The 17,102-nt window shown below is 60.3% G+C and carries 19 protein-coding genes; 14 read left to right on the top strand and 5 right to left on the bottom strand.

The genetic code is table 11. From position 1 onward, the window contains the following. Positions 1–128: 128 nt before the first annotated feature. The 4 genes from EYW47_RS27125 to EYW47_RS27110 all read right to left on the bottom strand — a co-directional run bounded on the left by EYW47_RS27125 (position 129) and on the right by EYW47_RS27110 (position 3,003). Positions 129–446, bottom strand: a complete 318-nt coding sequence (locus EYW47_RS27125) for a putative quinol monooxygenase (protein WP_133197926.1) — start codon at positions 444–446, stop codon at positions 129–131. Positions 447–552: 106 nt separating this feature from the next. After that, positions 553–1,401, bottom strand: a complete 849-nt coding sequence (locus EYW47_RS27120) for an SDR family oxidoreductase (protein WP_133198026.1) — start codon at positions 1,399–1,401, stop codon at positions 553–555. Between the two features lie 71 nt (positions 1,402–1,472). Then, the gene (locus EYW47_RS27115) at positions 1,473–2,234 is read right to left on the bottom strand and encodes an SDR family NAD(P)-dependent oxidoreductase (RefSeq protein ID WP_133198025.1); all 762 of its coding nucleotides are present in this window, start codon (positions 2,232–2,234) and stop codon (positions 1,473–1,475) included. A 28-nt stretch (positions 2,235–2,262) separates the two neighbouring features. Further along, entirely contained in the window at positions 2,263–3,003 is a 741-nt protein-coding gene (locus EYW47_RS27110) for an SDR family oxidoreductase (protein WP_133198024.1), read from the bottom strand. Between the two features lie 299 nt (positions 3,004–3,302). Here EYW47_RS27110 and EYW47_RS27105 point away from each other — a divergent pair, with 299 nt between their 5' ends. The 13 genes from EYW47_RS27105 to EYW47_RS42485 all read left to right on the top strand — a co-directional run bounded on the left by EYW47_RS27105 (position 3,303) and on the right by EYW47_RS42485 (position 14,088). Next, complete coding sequence (locus EYW47_RS27105) at positions 3,303–4,211, top strand: AraC family transcriptional regulator (protein ID WP_133198023.1); 909 nt, start codon at positions 3,303–3,305, stop codon at positions 4,209–4,211. A gap of 137 nt (positions 4,212–4,348) precedes the next feature. Next, a complete protein-coding gene (locus EYW47_RS27100; RefSeq protein ID WP_133197925.1) occupies positions 4,349–5,251 on the top strand; it encodes a LysR family transcriptional regulator in 903 nt (300 codons plus the stop codon). Between the two features lie 178 nt (positions 5,252–5,429). Further along, complete coding sequence (locus tag EYW47_RS27095) at positions 5,430–6,305, top strand: pirin family protein (RefSeq protein WP_133197924.1); 876 nt, start codon at positions 5,430–5,432, stop codon at positions 6,303–6,305. A gap of 58 nt (positions 6,306–6,363) precedes the next feature. After that, the gene (locus tag EYW47_RS27090; protein WP_133197923.1) at positions 6,364–6,789 is read left to right on the top strand and encodes a DoxX family protein; all 426 of its coding nucleotides are present in this window, start codon (positions 6,364–6,366) and stop codon (positions 6,787–6,789) included. Next, positions 6,725–6,952, top strand: coding sequence for an SDR family oxidoreductase (locus EYW47_RS42490; protein ID WP_133197922.1), 228 nt, complete (start codon positions 6,725–6,727; stop codon positions 6,950–6,952). The genes EYW47_RS27090 and EYW47_RS42490 overlap by 65 nt, the downstream gene beginning before the upstream one ends. 57 nt (positions 6,953–7,009) lie before the next feature. Next, positions 7,010–7,453: an ester cyclase gene (locus EYW47_RS27080; RefSeq protein ID WP_133197921.1), complete on the top strand. Its 444-nt coding sequence runs from the start codon at positions 7,010–7,012 to the stop codon at positions 7,451–7,453. 106 nt (positions 7,454–7,559) lie between these two features. After that, positions 7,560–8,330: an SDR family oxidoreductase gene (locus tag EYW47_RS27075; protein ID WP_133197920.1), complete on the top strand. Its 771-nt coding sequence runs from the start codon at positions 7,560–7,562 to the stop codon at positions 8,328–8,330. 48 nt (positions 8,331–8,378) lie between these two features. Beyond that, positions 8,379–9,305 (top strand): NADP-dependent oxidoreductase, encoded by a 927-nt coding sequence (locus tag EYW47_RS27070; protein WP_133197919.1) that lies wholly within the window; start codon positions 8,379–8,381, stop codon positions 9,303–9,305. 146 nt (positions 9,306–9,451) lie between these two features. After that, entirely contained in the window at positions 9,452–10,360 is a 909-nt protein-coding gene (locus tag EYW47_RS27065) for a LysR substrate-binding domain-containing protein (RefSeq protein WP_133197918.1), read from the top strand. Between the two features lie 502 nt (positions 10,361–10,862). Further along, positions 10,863–11,945 (top strand): porin, encoded by a 1,083-nt coding sequence (locus tag EYW47_RS27060; protein WP_133197917.1) that lies wholly within the window; start codon positions 10,863–10,865, stop codon positions 11,943–11,945. A 158-nt stretch (positions 11,946–12,103) separates the two neighbouring features. Then, complete coding sequence (locus EYW47_RS27055) at positions 12,104–12,469, top strand: BON domain-containing protein (protein ID WP_165976685.1); 366 nt, start codon at positions 12,104–12,106, stop codon at positions 12,467–12,469. 166 nt (positions 12,470–12,635) lie between these two features. Next, complete coding sequence (locus EYW47_RS27050; RefSeq protein WP_133197915.1) at positions 12,636–13,946, top strand: MFS transporter; 1,311 nt, start codon at positions 12,636–12,638, stop codon at positions 13,944–13,946. A gap of 19 nt (positions 13,947–13,965) precedes the next feature. After that, positions 13,966–14,088, top strand: a complete 123-nt coding sequence (locus EYW47_RS42485; protein WP_276322964.1) for a hypothetical protein — start codon at positions 13,966–13,968, stop codon at positions 14,086–14,088. Between the two features lie 75 nt (positions 14,089–14,163). Here the strand turns inward: EYW47_RS42485 and EYW47_RS27045 are convergent, their stop codons facing one another. Continuing rightward, positions 14,164–14,430 (bottom strand): DUF4148 domain-containing protein, encoded by a 267-nt coding sequence (locus EYW47_RS27045; protein WP_133197914.1) that lies wholly within the window; start codon positions 14,428–14,430, stop codon positions 14,164–14,166. Between the two features lie 461 nt (positions 14,431–14,891). Between EYW47_RS27045 and EYW47_RS27040 the strand changes: the two genes are divergently transcribed. Further along, positions 14,892–16,820, top strand: coding sequence for an NHL repeat-containing protein (locus EYW47_RS27040; RefSeq protein WP_133197913.1), 1,929 nt, complete (start codon positions 14,892–14,894; stop codon positions 16,818–16,820). Positions 16,821–17,102: the final 282 nt, after the last annotated feature.

Here is a 17,102-nt window from a genome sequence, read left to right as displayed (position 1 = left end):
ATACCAGGTCGGCGCGAACAATCGGAAAGACTGGGAAAGACGCCGGGCTGCAGTATCAGCACAGATTGTGCGCCTGACTTCCGCGAACAGTAAAGTGTGTGACGAAGGGTGAACCGCGAGCACGGTGCTCAGGCGAATTTGGGCGGCAACTGCCTGGAGGTCATCTCGAACGCGTGCAGGTCGAGTCCACCTTCGACGAGATCAGGCAGCATCTCGACGAACGCGCGCATGTGCGGAAGACCGAAGTGTTCTTGCAGATCCGCAGCCGAACGCCAGTTTTCGTAAACGCACCAGACGTCTTTGTCGGTCGTGGAGCGATGTACGTCATAATTAATGCAGCCGGGCTCACGACGGCTTGGCTCGACGAGTCCGTTGAGCGCGCTGCCGAACTGCTCCGAATGGCCCACACGAGCGCGAATGAACGCAATATTGGTGACTTGATTCATGATACTGGATTCTCCAGGTTCACTTGGGCTGGCGAGTTGGATGGATCGCCCGAAACCCTATGTTGACCAGGCAGCGCCCATCGCTGGGCGCTGCCTGGCGTCGCACTTACTCGGCGAAGTCCGTCGCTTCGGATGAGCCTTTCCACGCATCAAGGTCGCGTTGGACTGCTGCAGCCTTTTGCGCTGCCAGTTCGTTGGCGATCTTGCCGGCGAACAGGTGCAGCGGTGGTTCCGCTACGTCGGCGGCTTGCATGATCAATATGGCCAACTTGTCCGGATCGCCAGCCTGATTACCGTGCAGCGTGCCGAGATGCAGATCGAGCGATGCCTTGGCTTCGGTGTATTCGTCGATCTGCCGTTTGGCAACTGCCAGCGCACCGCTGGACAGAAATTCCGTGCGTACGGGACCCGGGTAGACCACCGTCGCCTTGATAGAGAACTCGGCGACCTCGGCGGCGAGCGACTCGGTCAGGCCGGCGAGTGCAAATTTGCTCGCCACATAGCTGCCCCAGCCCGCATATCCGCCCTGATACCCGACGATTGACGCGATGTTGATCACATGCCCGCCGCGTTGCTCGCGCAGATGCGCAAGCGCGTGTCGCAGCACTGTCAGCGGCGCGAACAGATTGACTTCGAAGTTCTGCCGAAGCTCCTCGTCCGAGAGGGCTTCGACGGTGCCTTGTTGCGCGTAGCCCGCGTTATTGACGACCACATCGATCTTGCCGAAGGTCTCGATCGTTTGTGCGATGGCGGATCGCACGCTCTGGTCGTTGGTCAGATCCACCTGCAGAGGCAGAAACTGCGCGGAGGCGGGACCCATTGCCTCCGTCAGCGACGCCAAGGTTCGCGAGGTCGCGGCAACGCGATCGCCACGCGCGAGGAGTTGCCGCACGAGTCGTTGGCCGACGCCCTTCGATGCACCGGTGACGAACCAGGTTTTTGTAGACTTGGTCATGATAGCTTCCTTAGTAGATAAGTAGTACAAATTTAAACGAATGAATTTCTTGATCGAATGTGATCGTGGTTTTACTTCAGCGCCACGCTCATGCCGCCATCTGCCATGACTACGGCGCCGACGATGTAGCTAGCTTTTTCGGACGCCAGAAAGGCGATCACTTCGGCAATCTCCCGCGGATCGGCGGCGCGTTTGATTGGCGCGTTCTTGCCGTGCTCGGCGAGAAAGGCCGGGCCGTCCTCGTGCAGGTGGTTCGTGATGTTCGTCACCGCGTCGCCGGAGCCCACTGCATTGACGCGAATTCCGTGGTCGATTGCCTCGAGCGACATCGCGCGTGTCAGCTGGGCGAGTGCGCCTTTCGACGCGGCGTAGGCCGCGATCAGCGGAAACGCCTGATAGCACGCGTATGAACCCACGTTGACGATGGCGCCGCTCTTTGCCGGCATCATCGCGCGCATCGCCTCGCGCGAGAACAGGAATGCACCAGTCGAATTGACCGCCTGAATGCCGTTCCAGTCGTCGAGCGTCATCTCGATGACCGGCTTGTTAATGATGATCGCGGCGTTGTTGACCAGAATGTCCAGCTTGCCGAAGCGTTCAATTGCGGTAGAGACGGCGCGCACCGCGCTTGCTTCATGCGCGACATCCGCGATGAGCGGGACGATCCCCGGACGGGTCAGTGCTTCGACGTTGGCGCCGCGCCCGACAGCAATCACGCTGGCGCCTTGCGCATGGAGCAGCTCGGTGGTGGCAAGCCCGATGCCGCTTGCCGCACCGGTAACGATGGCGACCTTGCCGGAGAACGGCTGGTCTGCAGATGCATGTGAAGTCATGGTGAATTTCTCCAGAAGGATGAGGCGGTTAGAAAGGGCTTGCCGTTGGGCGCACGACGATTTCGCTGACGTCGACGTCCGCAGGCTGCTCGATCGCATAGGCGAGCGCGCGCGCAATCGCATCGGACGTCAGCGCGATGCGGCGGAAGTCGCGCATTGCTGCCCGCGCGGTTTCGTCGGAGATCGACTCGGCCAACTCCGACTCCACGACGCCCGGGCAGATCACCGTCACGCGAATCTTGTCGGTTTCCTGCCGCAGGCCGTCCGAGATGGCGCGCACGGCGAACTTGGTGGCGCAGTACACGGCGGCCGTCGGTGTAACGCGCAGGCCGCCGATCGAGGAAATATTGATGACCTGGCCGAAACCCTGGCGCTCCATGATCGGTAGAACCGCAGCGATGCCATGCAGCACGCCGCGGATGTTCACATCGATCATGCGATTCCATTCGTCCACTTTTAGCGCGCTCAACGGCGACAACGGCATCACGCCGGCGTTGTTGACGATTACGTCGATGTGGCCGAAGGCATCCAGGGCGAACTGGGCGAAAGCGTTGACGTCGGAGGCGGAAGTGACGTCGAGGGCCTGGTAACGAACCGAGCCGCCGCTGGCCTGGACTTCTTCGGCCAGTGCCGCGAGTCGTTCGGTGCGCCGCGCGCCGATCACGAGCTGGTGCCCCTGGGCGGCGAGCAGCCGGACCGCCGCTTCGCCGATACCGCTGCTCGCCCCAGTGACGAGGATGACTTTGGGTGGGTGAGTTTGGGTTGTCATGTTACGTTCTCCGTTCCGGTAATCCGTGCAGGTTTGTCTGGGAGAGAGGCCGCGGAGGCTGCGCATGAAGGGGTAAGGCAATCGCAGCGGTGTCTCTCGGACGCTTCGGGTGCGCCGTGCAACCGATGACTCATCTTATGAGCCGGGCACCTCCACGCGAATACACGCGACAATCGCGGTATTGCCTATTCCTATTGAGCTGGATGCCGCGCGCCGATCGTATCCAGTAGAATTCGTGCACCAGATCCGGTGATGGAGGAGTGCTCGTGACGGCTGCACACAACGCTGTTTCCGCGAAAATGGTGAGCCTGCTTCAGCGTTTGGCGCCGAATGAGGGCTACACCCAGTCCGCGCTGGACGGCGTGCGGTTCATGCGTTCGAACCGGCCGCTGGGGCGCACGCCCGTGCTGTATGAGCCCAGCATCGTGATCGTGTGTCAGGGGCGCAAGCTGGGCTTTCTGGGCGAAGACGTGTACGTCTATGATGCGCAGCACTATCTGGTCCTGTCCGTGCCGCTGCCGTTTTCGACCGAAACCGAGGCAAGTGAATCTGAACCGATGCTGGCCGTGTCGCTGAGGCTCGATCTCACGGAACTGACCGACCTGATTCTGGCAATCGATCAGTCGGACTGCCATCAGCAAGGCACGCCGCTTGGGATCGTATCCACGCCGCTGGAGGGCGATCTGGCCGATGCCACCTTGCGCCTGCTTCGGGCGCTGAGTTCGCCTCTCGATACCCAGGTGCTGGGGCCGGCAATCGTGCGGGAAATCTGCTACCGGGTATTGATCGGGGAACGCGGCGCGGCAATGAGAGCGGCGCTCGCGCACCAGGGCCGTTTCGGCAGGGTGGCGAAGGCGCTGCGGCGGATTCACGCCGACTTTGCGCAGCCGCTGGATGTCACCCGTCTCGCGGATGAGGCCGGAATGAGCGTACCGGCCTTCCATGCCAATTTTCGAGCCGTCACGCTGACTTCCCCGATCCAATACATCAAGTCGACACGTCTGCATCAAGCGCGCCTCATGATGATTCGCGACGGCTTGACGGCCGCTTCCGCATCGGCGCGCGTTGGCTATGAAAGTCCGTCGCAGTTCAGTCGCGAGTTCAAGCGGTTTTTCGGGCGCTCACCCGTCGATGAGGCGCGCGATATGCGGGCCTCGTTCGCGCTCTCGCCTGCGGTAAAGATCGACGATTTCGTTGGGTCTCACTGACTGACTGACGACGTTGGTTTGAAGTCGGCAAGGTCGTTTGCGCCCAAGTTCGGTGATTGCATGATCGACGGTTTGGCGCTTGACTTATCGTTCGGAAGGCGATACTTATTGGCGAATCTCATTCGAGAAATCGATATATGCTCGACGGCGTATCCCTGGATCAACTGCGCACCTTTATCGCTGCCGCAGACGAAGGAAGTTTCTCTGCGGCAGGGCGCAAGCTTCGCAGGGCGCAGTCCGTCGTGAGCAAGACGCTCGCCAACCTTGAAGCCCAGATCAATGTGCCGTTATTCGACCGGAGCAGTCACTATCCGCGATTGACGGAGCAAGGTGCCGCGTTGCTTTGGCAAGCGCGTCTTGTCGTCAACGGGATGGATGGTTTCAAGTCACAGGCGCGAGTCATCGCAGAAGGGCTTGAACCAGAGCTTTCCGTCGTGGTGGACGTCATGTATCCGATGGCCTCACTTACGGTGGCGGTTGGAGAATTTCGTGAGAAGTTTCCTCACACGCCATTGCGCTTGTATGTCGAGGCCTTGGGCGCGGTAGTGCAACGCGTGCTGGAGCGGGCGTGCAGGCTCGGTATTAGCGGTTCCATGCCGGCCGTTCCCGAAACGATCGACGCCGAGAAGCTGCTCGATGTGCCGATGGTCACCGTTACCGGTCCGACGCATCCGTTAGCATCACTGAAGAGAGTGATCCGCTCGCGCGAGCTGGAAGAACACGTGCAACTCGTACTGACTGATCGCACGCCGCTGACCGAGGGTAAGTCATTCGGGGTGTTCTCCCCGCAGATCTGGCGATTGGCGGATCTGGGCGCAAAGCAGGCATTTTTGCGAGCCGGCTTCGGATGGGGGCATATGCCTGCGGCGATGGTGCACGCCGATCTTGCATCGGGCGATCTGGTGCCGCTGCGAATCGAAAACTTTCAGCCCCGAACGCCGCCGATCGCCATGCTCGCAATCTGTCGCAAAGACACACCGCCGGGCCCGGCGGGCCGTTGGTTCCTCGCCCGGCTAAAACAAACCTCGAACGAAGGGTGACGGTCGTGGTTGGTCTGGCGCTTCTTTACCACGGGTGCAGTCCATCCGTCTGCCGTTCCACGCATTAGCCGGGCCGATCCATCGCTTAAAGGCATGGATCTCAGATAAATATATAGGCTTCCGCTAGAGTTCGTCAGCTTCTAACCTTCAGCCATGTCATCTCCACAAGGAAAATGTCATGGCATCCACCACCCCTGATGTTCTCGAAGCGGCCACGCCCGCTGCCGGGCCAGCCAGTGTTCCGCGCAGCATCGTGGCGCGCACGCACGGGCGCTCCCATGGGCCGGTCACGCGTATCGTCAGCCCAGGCGAACTGGGCGAACTGATCAAGCCGTTCGTGTTCCTGGACTACTTCGATTTCACGCCGTCGAGCGACGCGCTATTTCCGATGCACCCGCATTCGGGCATCGCGACGATCACGGTCGTGCTCTCCGGCAACCTGCGTTACGAAGACACCACGGGCGCGTCTGGCGTGTTGTCCGCGGGCAGCATCGAATGGATGAACGCGGGCAACGGCATCTGGCACGACGCCAGCCCCGCGGACCTCAAGCGCTTTCACGGTTACCAGATGTGGGTGGCGTTGCCGCGCGAAATCGAGAATGGGGAGCCGCAAACCCAATATCTTCCCGCGCAGGCCATCCCACATGTGGGTCCTGCGCGCGTCATTCTCGGCAGCTACAGGGGCGCGCACAGCCCGGTCCTGGCTCCGGCGGGGATCAACTATTTGCATGTCCGGCTCGAGGCGGGCGAACGCTGGCGCTATGCGCCTCCTGCCGGGCATACCGTGGCCTGGACCCACGTGCATCGAGGCACGCTTCGCGTCGCAGGCGAACGTCTGCGCGGCGAACTCGCGGTCTTCAACGAGTCAGAAAGCGTTCTCGACTTCGTCGCAGACACCGACGCCGAGTTCATTTTCGCGTCCGCAGTAAAGCATCCGCATGACCTGGTGCTCGGCTACTACTCGGTCCACACGTCGGATGCCGCGCTGCAAGCGGGAGAAGCCCAGATCGCACGAATAGGCGAGCAGCTTCGCTCTCGCGGCCGCATCCAGTAGTCACACACAAGCAGTCCACTTGATATTCTCCGTTTTTAGTTACCCTAAGGAACTAGTCATGAACTCAACCTCCGCAAATTCCAATCAAGCCCTTCCGCTGATTGGCCGCATTCTCATTGCCGCCATTTTTCTGGTGAGCGGCTTTAGCAAACTCACAGCGCCGGGAGCAACCATCGGCTATATCGGGTCGCTAGGATTGCCTGCGCCGCTGCTTGGCTATCTAGGCTCGATGACTCTCGAACTGGTTGGCAGCGTTCTGCTGATTGTCGGCTACCGCACGCGCCTGGTTGCGGTACTGCTCGCGGCCTATTCGATCATTACCGCGCTGATCTTCCACCACGCACTCGGCGATCAGAACCAGATGTTCCATTTTCTCAAGAACGTCGCGATGGCGGGCGGTTTGATCCAGGTCGTAGCTTATGGCGCAGGTGCATTCAGCTTCGATAACCGTCGTGAGGTGCCGGTCGCACGGGCCGCACACTAATGACGCTCAAGACGGCACCGTGATCCCGGGAAAGCGCGGCGCCCAACCGGCCAAGGTGGCCGCCGCGGCTGTCTGGCTCTGCTCGCCGGCGGCGAGTTATGTGATCGGGCAGTTGCTGGTGGTCGACGGCGGGATGACTATCGGTGGCTTCGAGTTGCCATGACCGATCCGTATCGTTGTGAACCTGGACACTCGCATTTCAACCATTCTGGAGCATGACATGACCCATAGCAATGTAAGTGAGGAAGCAAAGGCCGTCGTTCGTCGCAATACCGAAGAGGTTCAAGGCGGCGGGAACTTCGACGTGTTCGAAGAATTGTTCGCAGACGATTTCGTCGACCATACGCCGCAGCCGAACTGCACCCCGGACAAGGACGGTGCACGGGGCCTGTACCGCGCGCTGCGTGCCGCGTTCCCCGATTTCCACGCGGATATCCATTGGCAGGTTGCCGACGGGGATCTGGTGACCACCTACAAGACGTATTACGGCACACACGAAGGCACCTTCCTTGGCGTGCCGCCCACCGGTCGAAAGATCCATTTTGAAACGGTCGACGCAATGCGCGTGCGTAACGGCAAGATCACCGAGCACTGGGGTGTCGCTAATCTCTTCTCGCTGATGCAGCAACTCGGTGCTTTTTCTGCCCGTGCGAAGCAAGCGTGAAGCGCAGACGTGCGCCTACGTGATCGCACCGTGACGCCCGCTGCGGACCACTAGACTGTTGGCCCGTCACATGCGGTCAATCAGGCATATTTATAAGGATACCAAAATGAGCGATATTCTTAAAGACAAGGTTGTATTGGTCACAGGCGCGGCCAGCGGCATCGGTCGGGCCATTGCGATTAGTGCGGCACAGCACGGAGCGAAGGCGGTGATTGTCTCCGACGTCACCGAAACCCCGCACGAGGGCGGTACACCGACGACTGCCGAGATCGAAGCGCTGGGTGTGTTCACGAGATTTCAACGTACCGACGTGACGCAGCACGCGCAAGTCGACGCGCTGGTCGATGCGGCGGCCGAGTTTGGCGGCGTCGACGTGATGGTCTGCAATGCCGGCATCACGTTGCGCGAGGACGGTCCGGATGTCACCGAAAGCGACTATCGGCGGTTGATGGCCGTCAATCTCGACGGCGTGCTGTTCGGTGCGCAAGCCGCGGCACGGCAGATGAAGGCGCGCGGCAAGCCGGGCAGCATCGTGTTGATGGCGAGCATGGGCGGTGTCTCGGGCGCCGGAATGACCGTCGCTTACTCGACCAGCAAGGGCGGCGTCGTGCTGATGGCCAAGGCGCTCGCGGACGCGCTCGGCCCCGACGGCATCCGCGTCAACGCGATCTGCCCCGGCACGATCGACACGCACTTGCTGCGCACGAATCCCGGTATCGCCGCGGCCTCGGAAGGCTTTCGGCAACGCACTCCGTTGCGCCGTCTGGGGAAGCCGTCCGAAATAGGCGACGCCGTTGCGTGGCTCGGTTCGGACATGTCGAGCTATGTCACCGGCATCGCCTTGCTTGTCGACGGCGGTCTGCTCTCGGTGATCTGACACACCAAAGCGGCTGTGCATGCACGGTCGTTCAATCAGGAGTTACCCATGAAAGCGATACGCGCTTACGCCTATGGCGGCCCCGAAGTTCTGACGCTGGAAGATATCCCTGACCCGGTACCGGGAGATGGCGAAGTGTTGATCGACGTCGCGGCGAGCGGCGTCAACCCGGTCGACTGGAAAATTCTGGAAGGCCGGATGAAGGCCTTCCTGCCGCTGCCACTGCCTTACATACCGGGTGTCGAGGTGTCGGGAACGATATCCGCACTGGGCGCCGGGGTCACCGGCTTCGCCGTGGGTGACGAGGTCTTCGGTTTCATCGGGATTGTCGGCGGGTATGCCACCAAGGTGGTTGCCTCTGTTGAACGCCTGGCTTTGGTGCCCCAAAAGCTCTCTCTGCTTGACGCGGCCGGTGTGCCTGCGACTGCATTGACTGCATGGCAGGCGTTGCACGAGCATGCTGGCGTCAAGCCGGGGCAGCGCGTGCTGATCCACGGCGCGGCGGGCGGCGTGGGCAGCATGGCGGTGCAAGTGGCCAGAATCGCTGGTGCGAACGTCATCGGATCGGCGTCGTCCGGCAATCTCGACTACGTCAGACGGCTTGGCGCGACGCAGGTTATCGACTACCGCACGGAGTCCTTCGAACAGATCGTTTCGTCCGTGGACATCGTCCTGGATCTGGTTGGCGGCGAAACGCAGGATCGTTCCTGGTCGCTGTTGAAGCCGGGCGGAGTTTTGGTGTCGCCGGTCAGTCCGCCGGATGCCGAGCGCGCCAGGGCGGCAGGCGTGCTGGCCAAACATTTCGCAACGCGCTCCGACGGCAAGCAGTTGGCGGCCATCGCCGCACACTTCGATTCGAGCGAGCTCGTGGCAGAAGTAGAGGCTGTCTTTCCGCTGTCGCGTGCCGCCGATGCCCTGAAGAAGAACTTGACTCGTCATGCACGCGGCAAGGTCGTGCTCGACGCGATCCGTTGATGCCCATTGCCCGGTCTACGCAAGCACGGCGGTCGTAGATTGCCGGGCGGGCCTGCGCCGATTGGCCGTGGTTCGGCTCGTGAAGAAAGCGCCTGACGGTGCGGAACTTCGACTGGCCTTTTGCAACCTTATGTCGCTCTCTCATCATGGACCTGCGTAGACTTCGGTATTTCCTGGCTGTCGCGGAGGAACTGCATTTCGGCCGCGCCGCGCAGCGTATGCACGTGGTGCAGTCGGCGGTAAGCCATCAGGTGAAACTGCTTGAACAGGAGCTGGGATTTTCGGTGCTGGAGCGTTCGCGCCACAACGTTCGACTCACTGTTTCGGGGGAGATATTCTTGCCTGAAGCGCGGGACCTGCTTCGCCGGGCAGATGAGGCCATGCGCCGCGCTCGGGCGTCGGCGGACGGTACGGTCGGGCGGCTTGCGATCGGCTTCGTCGATAACATACTGTGGACCATGCTGCCGCCGATAATTCGCGACTTTCTCCAGAGGTGGCCGCAGGTCGAGTTGACGCTGCATCCGCTCGATCGAAGCGCACAGATCGAGGCGCTTCGGACCTCGGTCATCGATATTGGAATCATGCCTTCTCCATCCCCTGGGCACGCGCTCAAGTCAGTCGCGCTCGCGGCGGCCCCTTTAGTGGCGGCCATCCCGGAGGGGCATCCGCTTGCCGCACGATCGTCGCTGTCCCTCGTCGCGCTCGCTAGCGAGCCGTTCGTTCTGTTCCCCCGGAAAATGAATAGCCGGCTTCTGGAAATCATCGTCGCGTGCTGCGCGTCGGCCGGGTTTGCACCTCGCATCGTTCAGGAGGCCGAACAGCTTCATACGCTCCTTGCGCTTGTCAGCGCGGGCCTTGGCGTTACGTTGGTGCCCGAGTGGGTCGCGCGCATCCCGCAACTCGGCGTCATCTACATACCCGTGGACGACCTGTTCACGCCTTATGAGCTGATCGCGGCATGGAACTCCGGCACGGACAATCCGGCAGTCCCGAACTTTCGTGAGACCGCAGCCGGGCTCGCCGGCCAGATGCTTTACGTGTCACCAAGCCGATAGTCCCCATCGACCATTTTTCCGGAAACCGGAATGTGGGTGATTAAGTATCGAGATCGCGTGGTTATTTTTAATCGTTAGACAGCGATCACGGCTGCCCCGATAGTTTGCAGCAATGCAAAACGCAAGCCGGGAGAAGACGATCGGCAGCCTTCCCATGACTGACGCATTGGTTCTCGTTTGAACCATTCGCACTCCAAATTCCAGACTCCATTCGTACCGGCATCGATCGATGCCTGGGAGAAACCTTGCGCGCCGGAAATCGAACGTCGATGCACGTCCGGATTTCAGATCGGGGCGCTCATCCTGAATCCGCACGCAGGATGGCCTACGCACGTGCGGAACGGGGGGAGGGCAGGTGACGCAGACGCGCCGAAGGTCGGAAGCCAGGAGCGACCGATGGCGGATTTCGTTGGACGTGAAATTCGATCATAAAAAATAGTATTGCTAATCAAATGAATGGGAAGGGTTTCGAGATGGCAACGATAAATGGAGGAGACTTTTGATGATGAGGCAGATGTTTGCCGGCTTGGTGGCTGGGACGTTTGCGGCTTGTGGGCATGCTGAATCGAGGGTAACGCTCTACGGCATTCTCGACACCGCAATTGAGTTCACCAATCATTGGCCAATCAGCCCAGGCCAGCCTGCGTCGACCGGCAATCGCTGGTCGATGGCGGACGGGGCTCGCTCTGGCGGCTCCCGCTGGGGTCTGGCTGGCAACGAGGACCTTGGAGGTGGCCTGAAGGCGGAGTTCCAGGTGGAGAGCGGGTTTCTGGTCCCCAACGGCGCGCTGATGCAGGAATTTTTCGGTCGTAGCGCGTGGGTCGGTCTGACGTCGCCGAAAGCGGGCACGCTTCGCTTTGGGCGGCAGTACACCTCCCTCGTGGATGCACTCTACCCATCGTCGCCGACGGATCTCGCGGGCACGTACGAGCCGGTCGTTGCGGAAGTCGGCTCCAACCTATGGGAGAGCAATGTCGTCAAATACAAGAACGCCTTTGGACCGGTGACGCTAATTGGACACTATTCCTTCAGCAACCTCGCGGGGCAGTTTTCGAATGGCTCGGGTTACGGCGGCGCTGCCTCATACGATAACGGCACGGTCTCCGTCAGTCTGGGCTACGACAACCTTCATCGTGCGCTGGGTGTCGGCAGCAGTTATGCGCGGTTCGAGAAGGCGGCTATCGGCGTTACCTATTCGACCGCCGCGCTCAAGCTCATGGGAGGATATCGCTATGGCAAGAACGATTCGCTCGCCGGGTACGCCGCTCGCGACGATTACTTCTGGGCTGCTGCGCGCTACCTGTTGGCGGTCGACAAGATTCTGACCATTGCGTACTACTACGACCGGATTCGTACGGCAACCGGATTCAACGGCGAGGTGACGAGGCCGGCCAGCCCGCAGCAGATTATGGCCATCGGTGACTATCTGCTGTCGAAGCGCACCGATCTGTATCTGGTAGTGGGTTTTTCTCGTCACTCGGCACTCAACTTCGATTCGTACAACGGTACGTCTGCTGCCTATAAGACGTCGTCTACCGACAGCAATCAAACCGGTGTCCAGATTGGCGTGAAGCATTCGTTCTGAGGCTGACGGACGTTAGGCCGGCCGGCCCGAAGGGCGATCCTAGTCGGAGAGCCGCCGCAGCGGCTGTGTCTCCCTAAGGGAATATGCCGGCATTGACTCGCAAGCTTCCGGGCGAATCCAGGTCGGTCTCCAACACCTCCAACATCGAGGGAAGCAAAATGAGAGCAGTAGCGCAGATCGGATTGGTGGTTGCATTGGCAATCACTATCGCATCGTTTTCGGCGTTGGCGCAAAACGGCAATAGCAGCGCGGCGGTAGCGTCGGCTGATGCGGGCAGCGCACCTGGCGCTAAATCGGTCAGGATCGCTAATCGTCAGCTCGCCAGGAAGGTGCGTGGTGCAATGGCGAAGGCCAAGGGGATCGACATGACGCAGTTGTTCGTCTACGCGAAAGGCGGCGTTGTGACGTTGTCGGGTTCTGTGCCGAAGAGTGATCAGGTGAATCGCGCTGGCGAAATCGCCAGGAGCGTTCCTGGCGTCTCGTCAGTCGACAATCGCCTCAGTGTGTATGCGATAGAGCGGTAATCGGGAATCGGCCGTTGCGGGGCATGCAACGGCCTTGGCTTTGGAACTCGAATGACTGGTGGTCATTTAACGAGATCTCGTAGTCGATTTTTATCGTTGGACATCGATCACCGCAGCGTCGATAGTCAGTCACAACACCAATGCGAAATACGAGCAGGAGACAAAAATGATCGATGAATCTCTGGCGCCAGGCGATCTTGAAACCGATGCGCCATCACACATTGAGCCGTCAAACCGCTATGAATGGAAGGCCGTCACGCTGATGGCCCTTGGCATGGGGCTGGTCGGCATTGATCGCTTCCTGATCGTGCCGTTGATGCCGGTATTGATGCGCGACCTGAAGCTCGATTATCAGGATCTCGGGCATATCACCGGAGCGCTAGCGCTCGCCTGGGGCTTGTCTGCGCTCCTGACGGGCAATCTCTCGGACAGGATAGGCTTCAAGAGAGTCATCGTGCCGGCGATGATCGGATTTTCGTTGCTGGCAGGGCTCGGCGGACTCGCGACTGGGGTCGGCAGCCTGATCGCCATCCGTGCCTTCATGGGCGTGGCCGAGGGCGCCTTCACGCCTGCGAGCATCGTCGCGACTATGGATGCGTCGCCACCGAGCCGGCACGGACGCAATGTCGGCATCCAGCAAATGATGCCGGCTCTGTTCGGGCTGGGTCTCACACCGATCATCGTGACACAGCTTCTCAAGGTAATGAACTGGCCGTGGATTTTCCTGCTGGTGGCCCTACCGGGTCTCGTCGTGGCGTTCCTCTCTCAACGGGTATTGCGCCGGCCGTCGCCGATCGAAATCGCGAAACACACCGCGACGCACGATACGGCCCAACATCGCTGGTATGAGGTATTTCGCTATCGCAATGTACCGCTTGGCATCCTGTGCATGCTGTGCTGGCTGGCTTGTCAGATTGTCATTGCGGCGCTGTTCCCCAACTATCTCGTCGACTATCTGCATCTCGACTTGCAGCAGATGGGCTTCGTTCTTTCGTCACTTGGCTTTGGCGGGGCGATTGGCGCGCTCGTGCTGCCGGCGCTGTCGGATCGCGTGGGTCGCAAGCCCGTCATGCTGCTTTCAACTGCAGGCGTATTTCTGTCGCTGTGGATCTTTCTGCGAACGGGTGCGGCGCCCGTTCCCTTGTTCGTTTGCCTGATGATCGCGATGGGCTGTCTGTATAGCCTGATCACGCTGACCGTCGGTCCGGTCGCGGCTGAAGCCGTGCCGGTGCAGCTGATGTCCACTGCGTCCGGCATGATCATCGGTATTGGTGAAGTCTTCGGTGGTGGCGTGGCGCCGGCTTATGCGGGTTATCTGGCCAAGCATTTCGGTATCGAGCATGCGGTCACCATGCCGCTCTGGACGATCTGCGCCGGAGCGATCGCGGTCGCGGCATTGAAGGAAACGGCTCCCATGCGGATATTTGGCAAACGCGGGAACGAGCCCGTAGAGAACGGAGGACATGATGTCCGATGACCCTGGCAAAGGAGCCGTGATGGAGACGCCCGAACGTGCGGCCTTTTATGAACGAATCGGTCGGAGGAATCTTGCGCCGCTTTGGACCTCGCTCAATGACCTGATCACGCCTGAGCCGCGCAGCAATGCGGCGAACGCCTGAAGCGCAACTGGCCCGCCATCGCAACAACCTGCGATGGCGGGCCAGGAGAGATGAACTGCGTTGCGGCTTGGGAGCTTACCGCGCTGCCTGGCCTGCCTGCGACGAACCGTTGTTCACGCCGCCCACGGCGCTGTTTTGCGCAGCGACCCGGGCTTCAGCTGCTTGAATGTTAGCCGGATATTCATTGGGGTTCGAACGTGCAGGGTTGTAGCCGGCTTTTTCGATCTGGACCAGTTTTTCGCGGACTTGCGCACGGGTCAGCGGCTGGTTCGATTGGGCGAAAACGGCAACCGGGGCAGCAAGGGTAGCGGCGATAACGACAGCTTGGACGAGCGTTTTCATGACTATTACCTCCAGATTTACTTTCTCTTTTGGCTGCTTGCGTGTTTGTCTGCAGCGGTGAAGGCAGTCTAGAGGGGTTGTGGGTTAGGGGTAAATACCTATTCGAAGAATTCACTGTCTTTGGAATCAGAACAATACAGACAGAGCGCAACTACATGGTCGTTCGTTGATCCGCATGACCAGGTGCGGCAGAACCCGTTAATGTGACAGTGCCATAAAAATGTCATTGTGCGCTATCGCACACTTCTGCCTGGTTTCATCTTCGGGTTTCACGCCCAGAGCACTACTTTTCAGAAGCATGTCGATCGACTGAAAAAACCGGCGCGGACCGCGCCGGCCTCTACGGCCCGCCGATTTCATTGCGCCGGACCGCATCCCTTCACTTGCCAGCCGCCTCAGTGAAAAAGCCATCCGGACTCCTGATGGCAGCCGTTGCACGTGTTGCAAATTGGGGGTAAGTCATGAAACGAATCTATGCCGCATTCCTCGCGGCAGTGCTCAGCGGTACGATCACGCCACAATGTCAGGGGCAGTACACGACTGACTGGATAGCGAACACGTTTGGGACTAACGCCACTCACGTAGGTAACGCCGCGCGTTCGATGTGGGTCGCGCCAGAAGGCACCATCTATACCGCTTCCATGTGGGACGAGAACGAAGGCGGCATTGCGATCTACAAGGACGGTGCCAATGCGGGCAGCATCGGCGCGCACGGTGAGCCGCAGGGCTCGGCGATTACCGGCAATGCGATGTACCTGTGGGCCCCCCGCCAATTCGGCCGTGTCAACGGCGTCTTCGTGAACGGGATGGTCTTCCGCTACATCCGCGCGACCGGTGCGAACGACCAGCAGATTCAGGTCAGCGCCGACACCACCGAGCGCCGCGCGGACGTCATCACCGGCATCGCGACGTGGGGTCAATACTGGGCCGCATCCGACCATCCAGGCAACCGCGTGCGCGTCTACAAAACCGACGGCGCATGGATTCTTGACATCGCCGTGACTGATCCAGGCGCAATTGCCTTCGACCGAAACGGCAACCTGATCATCGCGCAAGAGACAGAAGGCGCGCTCCAGCACTTCAACCTCGCCGGTCAGTCCCTCGGCACGGTCACTCTCGCCGCAGGTGTCCAGCCCCACGCCCTCTACTTCGACCCGACTACCCAGTACCTCTGGATCGGCGACGCCGGGCCAGACCAACAGGTCAAGATCTACGACACGCGCACTTACACCCAGGTCTCAACCTTCGGCATCAAGGGCGGGTACCTCGACGTAACCACTGGAATCAAAGGCCAGGTAGGCAGCCTGCGCTTCGCTCGAATCGATGGCATTGGGCGGGACTCTGCGGGCAACATCTATATCCTCTCCCAGCCTTGGGGCGGCAGTTGGGACCACGGACGAACAGGAGGCACGGACATCTACGCGTACGACGCGACTCGAGCACTCAAGTACAGATTACAGGCATTCAATTTTGAAGCCATTGGAGCGCCTGATCCTGCAACGGATGCTACTGATTTCTACAGTGGAACCAACATTTATAGCGGTACAGGCGGATCAAACTGGACCTTTGTCGCGAACACTGTCGATCCCTTCACCTACCCCAACGACCTGCGACTAAGCACAACCTACGCCGGTCGTGGCTTGCACTTCGGTATGGTCGCAAATGTGGGCGGGAACCGCATATTGGCATCGACAGACCAGAACCCGGATAACTTTGCAATCGAGCATTTCAACCCTTCGGTATCGGGGTATATTGCGATCCCGGATGGTTGGGTGACCAGTGTGCTGGGCATGGCATCCACGCACATTCGCAAGGGCTTTGCACTCGACTCGCAGGGCGGTGTGTGGGCAAGTCTGGACAGAAACACCTGTTCTACCACGATCTGTTACTGGCACCTCATGGGGTTCGCTGCGGACGGCACACCTCAATGGGGTGCGGTGCAATCATGGCCCATCCCTACTACGATCGGCACTCCTGGCCGCATCGTCTATCTGCCCGAATCCGACACACTCATCCTGGCTAACATCGCAGGCACAGACTGGACGTCGATCGGTACTCGCGTGGAGGTCTACCACGGCTGGAAGGCGGGGAATCAGACCAACCCTGTAGTTATCAATCTTACGAGCACGAACCCGAAGTCGATGACCGCAGCCGGCAACTACCTCTTTGTCGGCTACGTCCACACCGTGCCGAACATCGATGCCTTCAACCTGACGACGGGCAGCCTGGACAACACGCTCATCAACAGCAACCCGAGCAACGTGTACGTCGGCAATGACGTGGATTCGATGTACGGGCTGAGATCGGTGCTGCGTTCGAACGGTGAGTATGTTGTGACCAAGGATGACTACAACGGCACCAGCATTGTTGTTTATCGCTGGACTCCCTGATCACCCGTGCCCGTCGCGCCAACTCCCCCGGCCTCAGACCGCCTCAGACTAGCAATCCGGCAAACCGCAGCGCGCAGACAACGGCGCGCTGCCAATGGATCGTTCAGCGATGAACGGTGAAACTCGCAGTGGAATCGCGTCCGTCATGTGTCAGGTTGCAGGCGGACCGTCGCTACATTTGCTCGAGCGGCAGAAACTGGCCGAGCCCGGAAGCTCGTCGACCGCCGCCTTATCCGCGGGCGAGGTGTCGAACCGAACTTCCGTAGCCGACCGGCTTCTGCC

Source organism: Paraburkholderia silviterrae (assembly GCF_004353915.1).
Lineage (GTDB): Bacteria > Pseudomonadota > Gammaproteobacteria > Burkholderiales > Burkholderiaceae > Paraburkholderia > Paraburkholderia silviterrae.
This window is presented reverse-complemented; position numbering and strand designations above follow the sequence as displayed.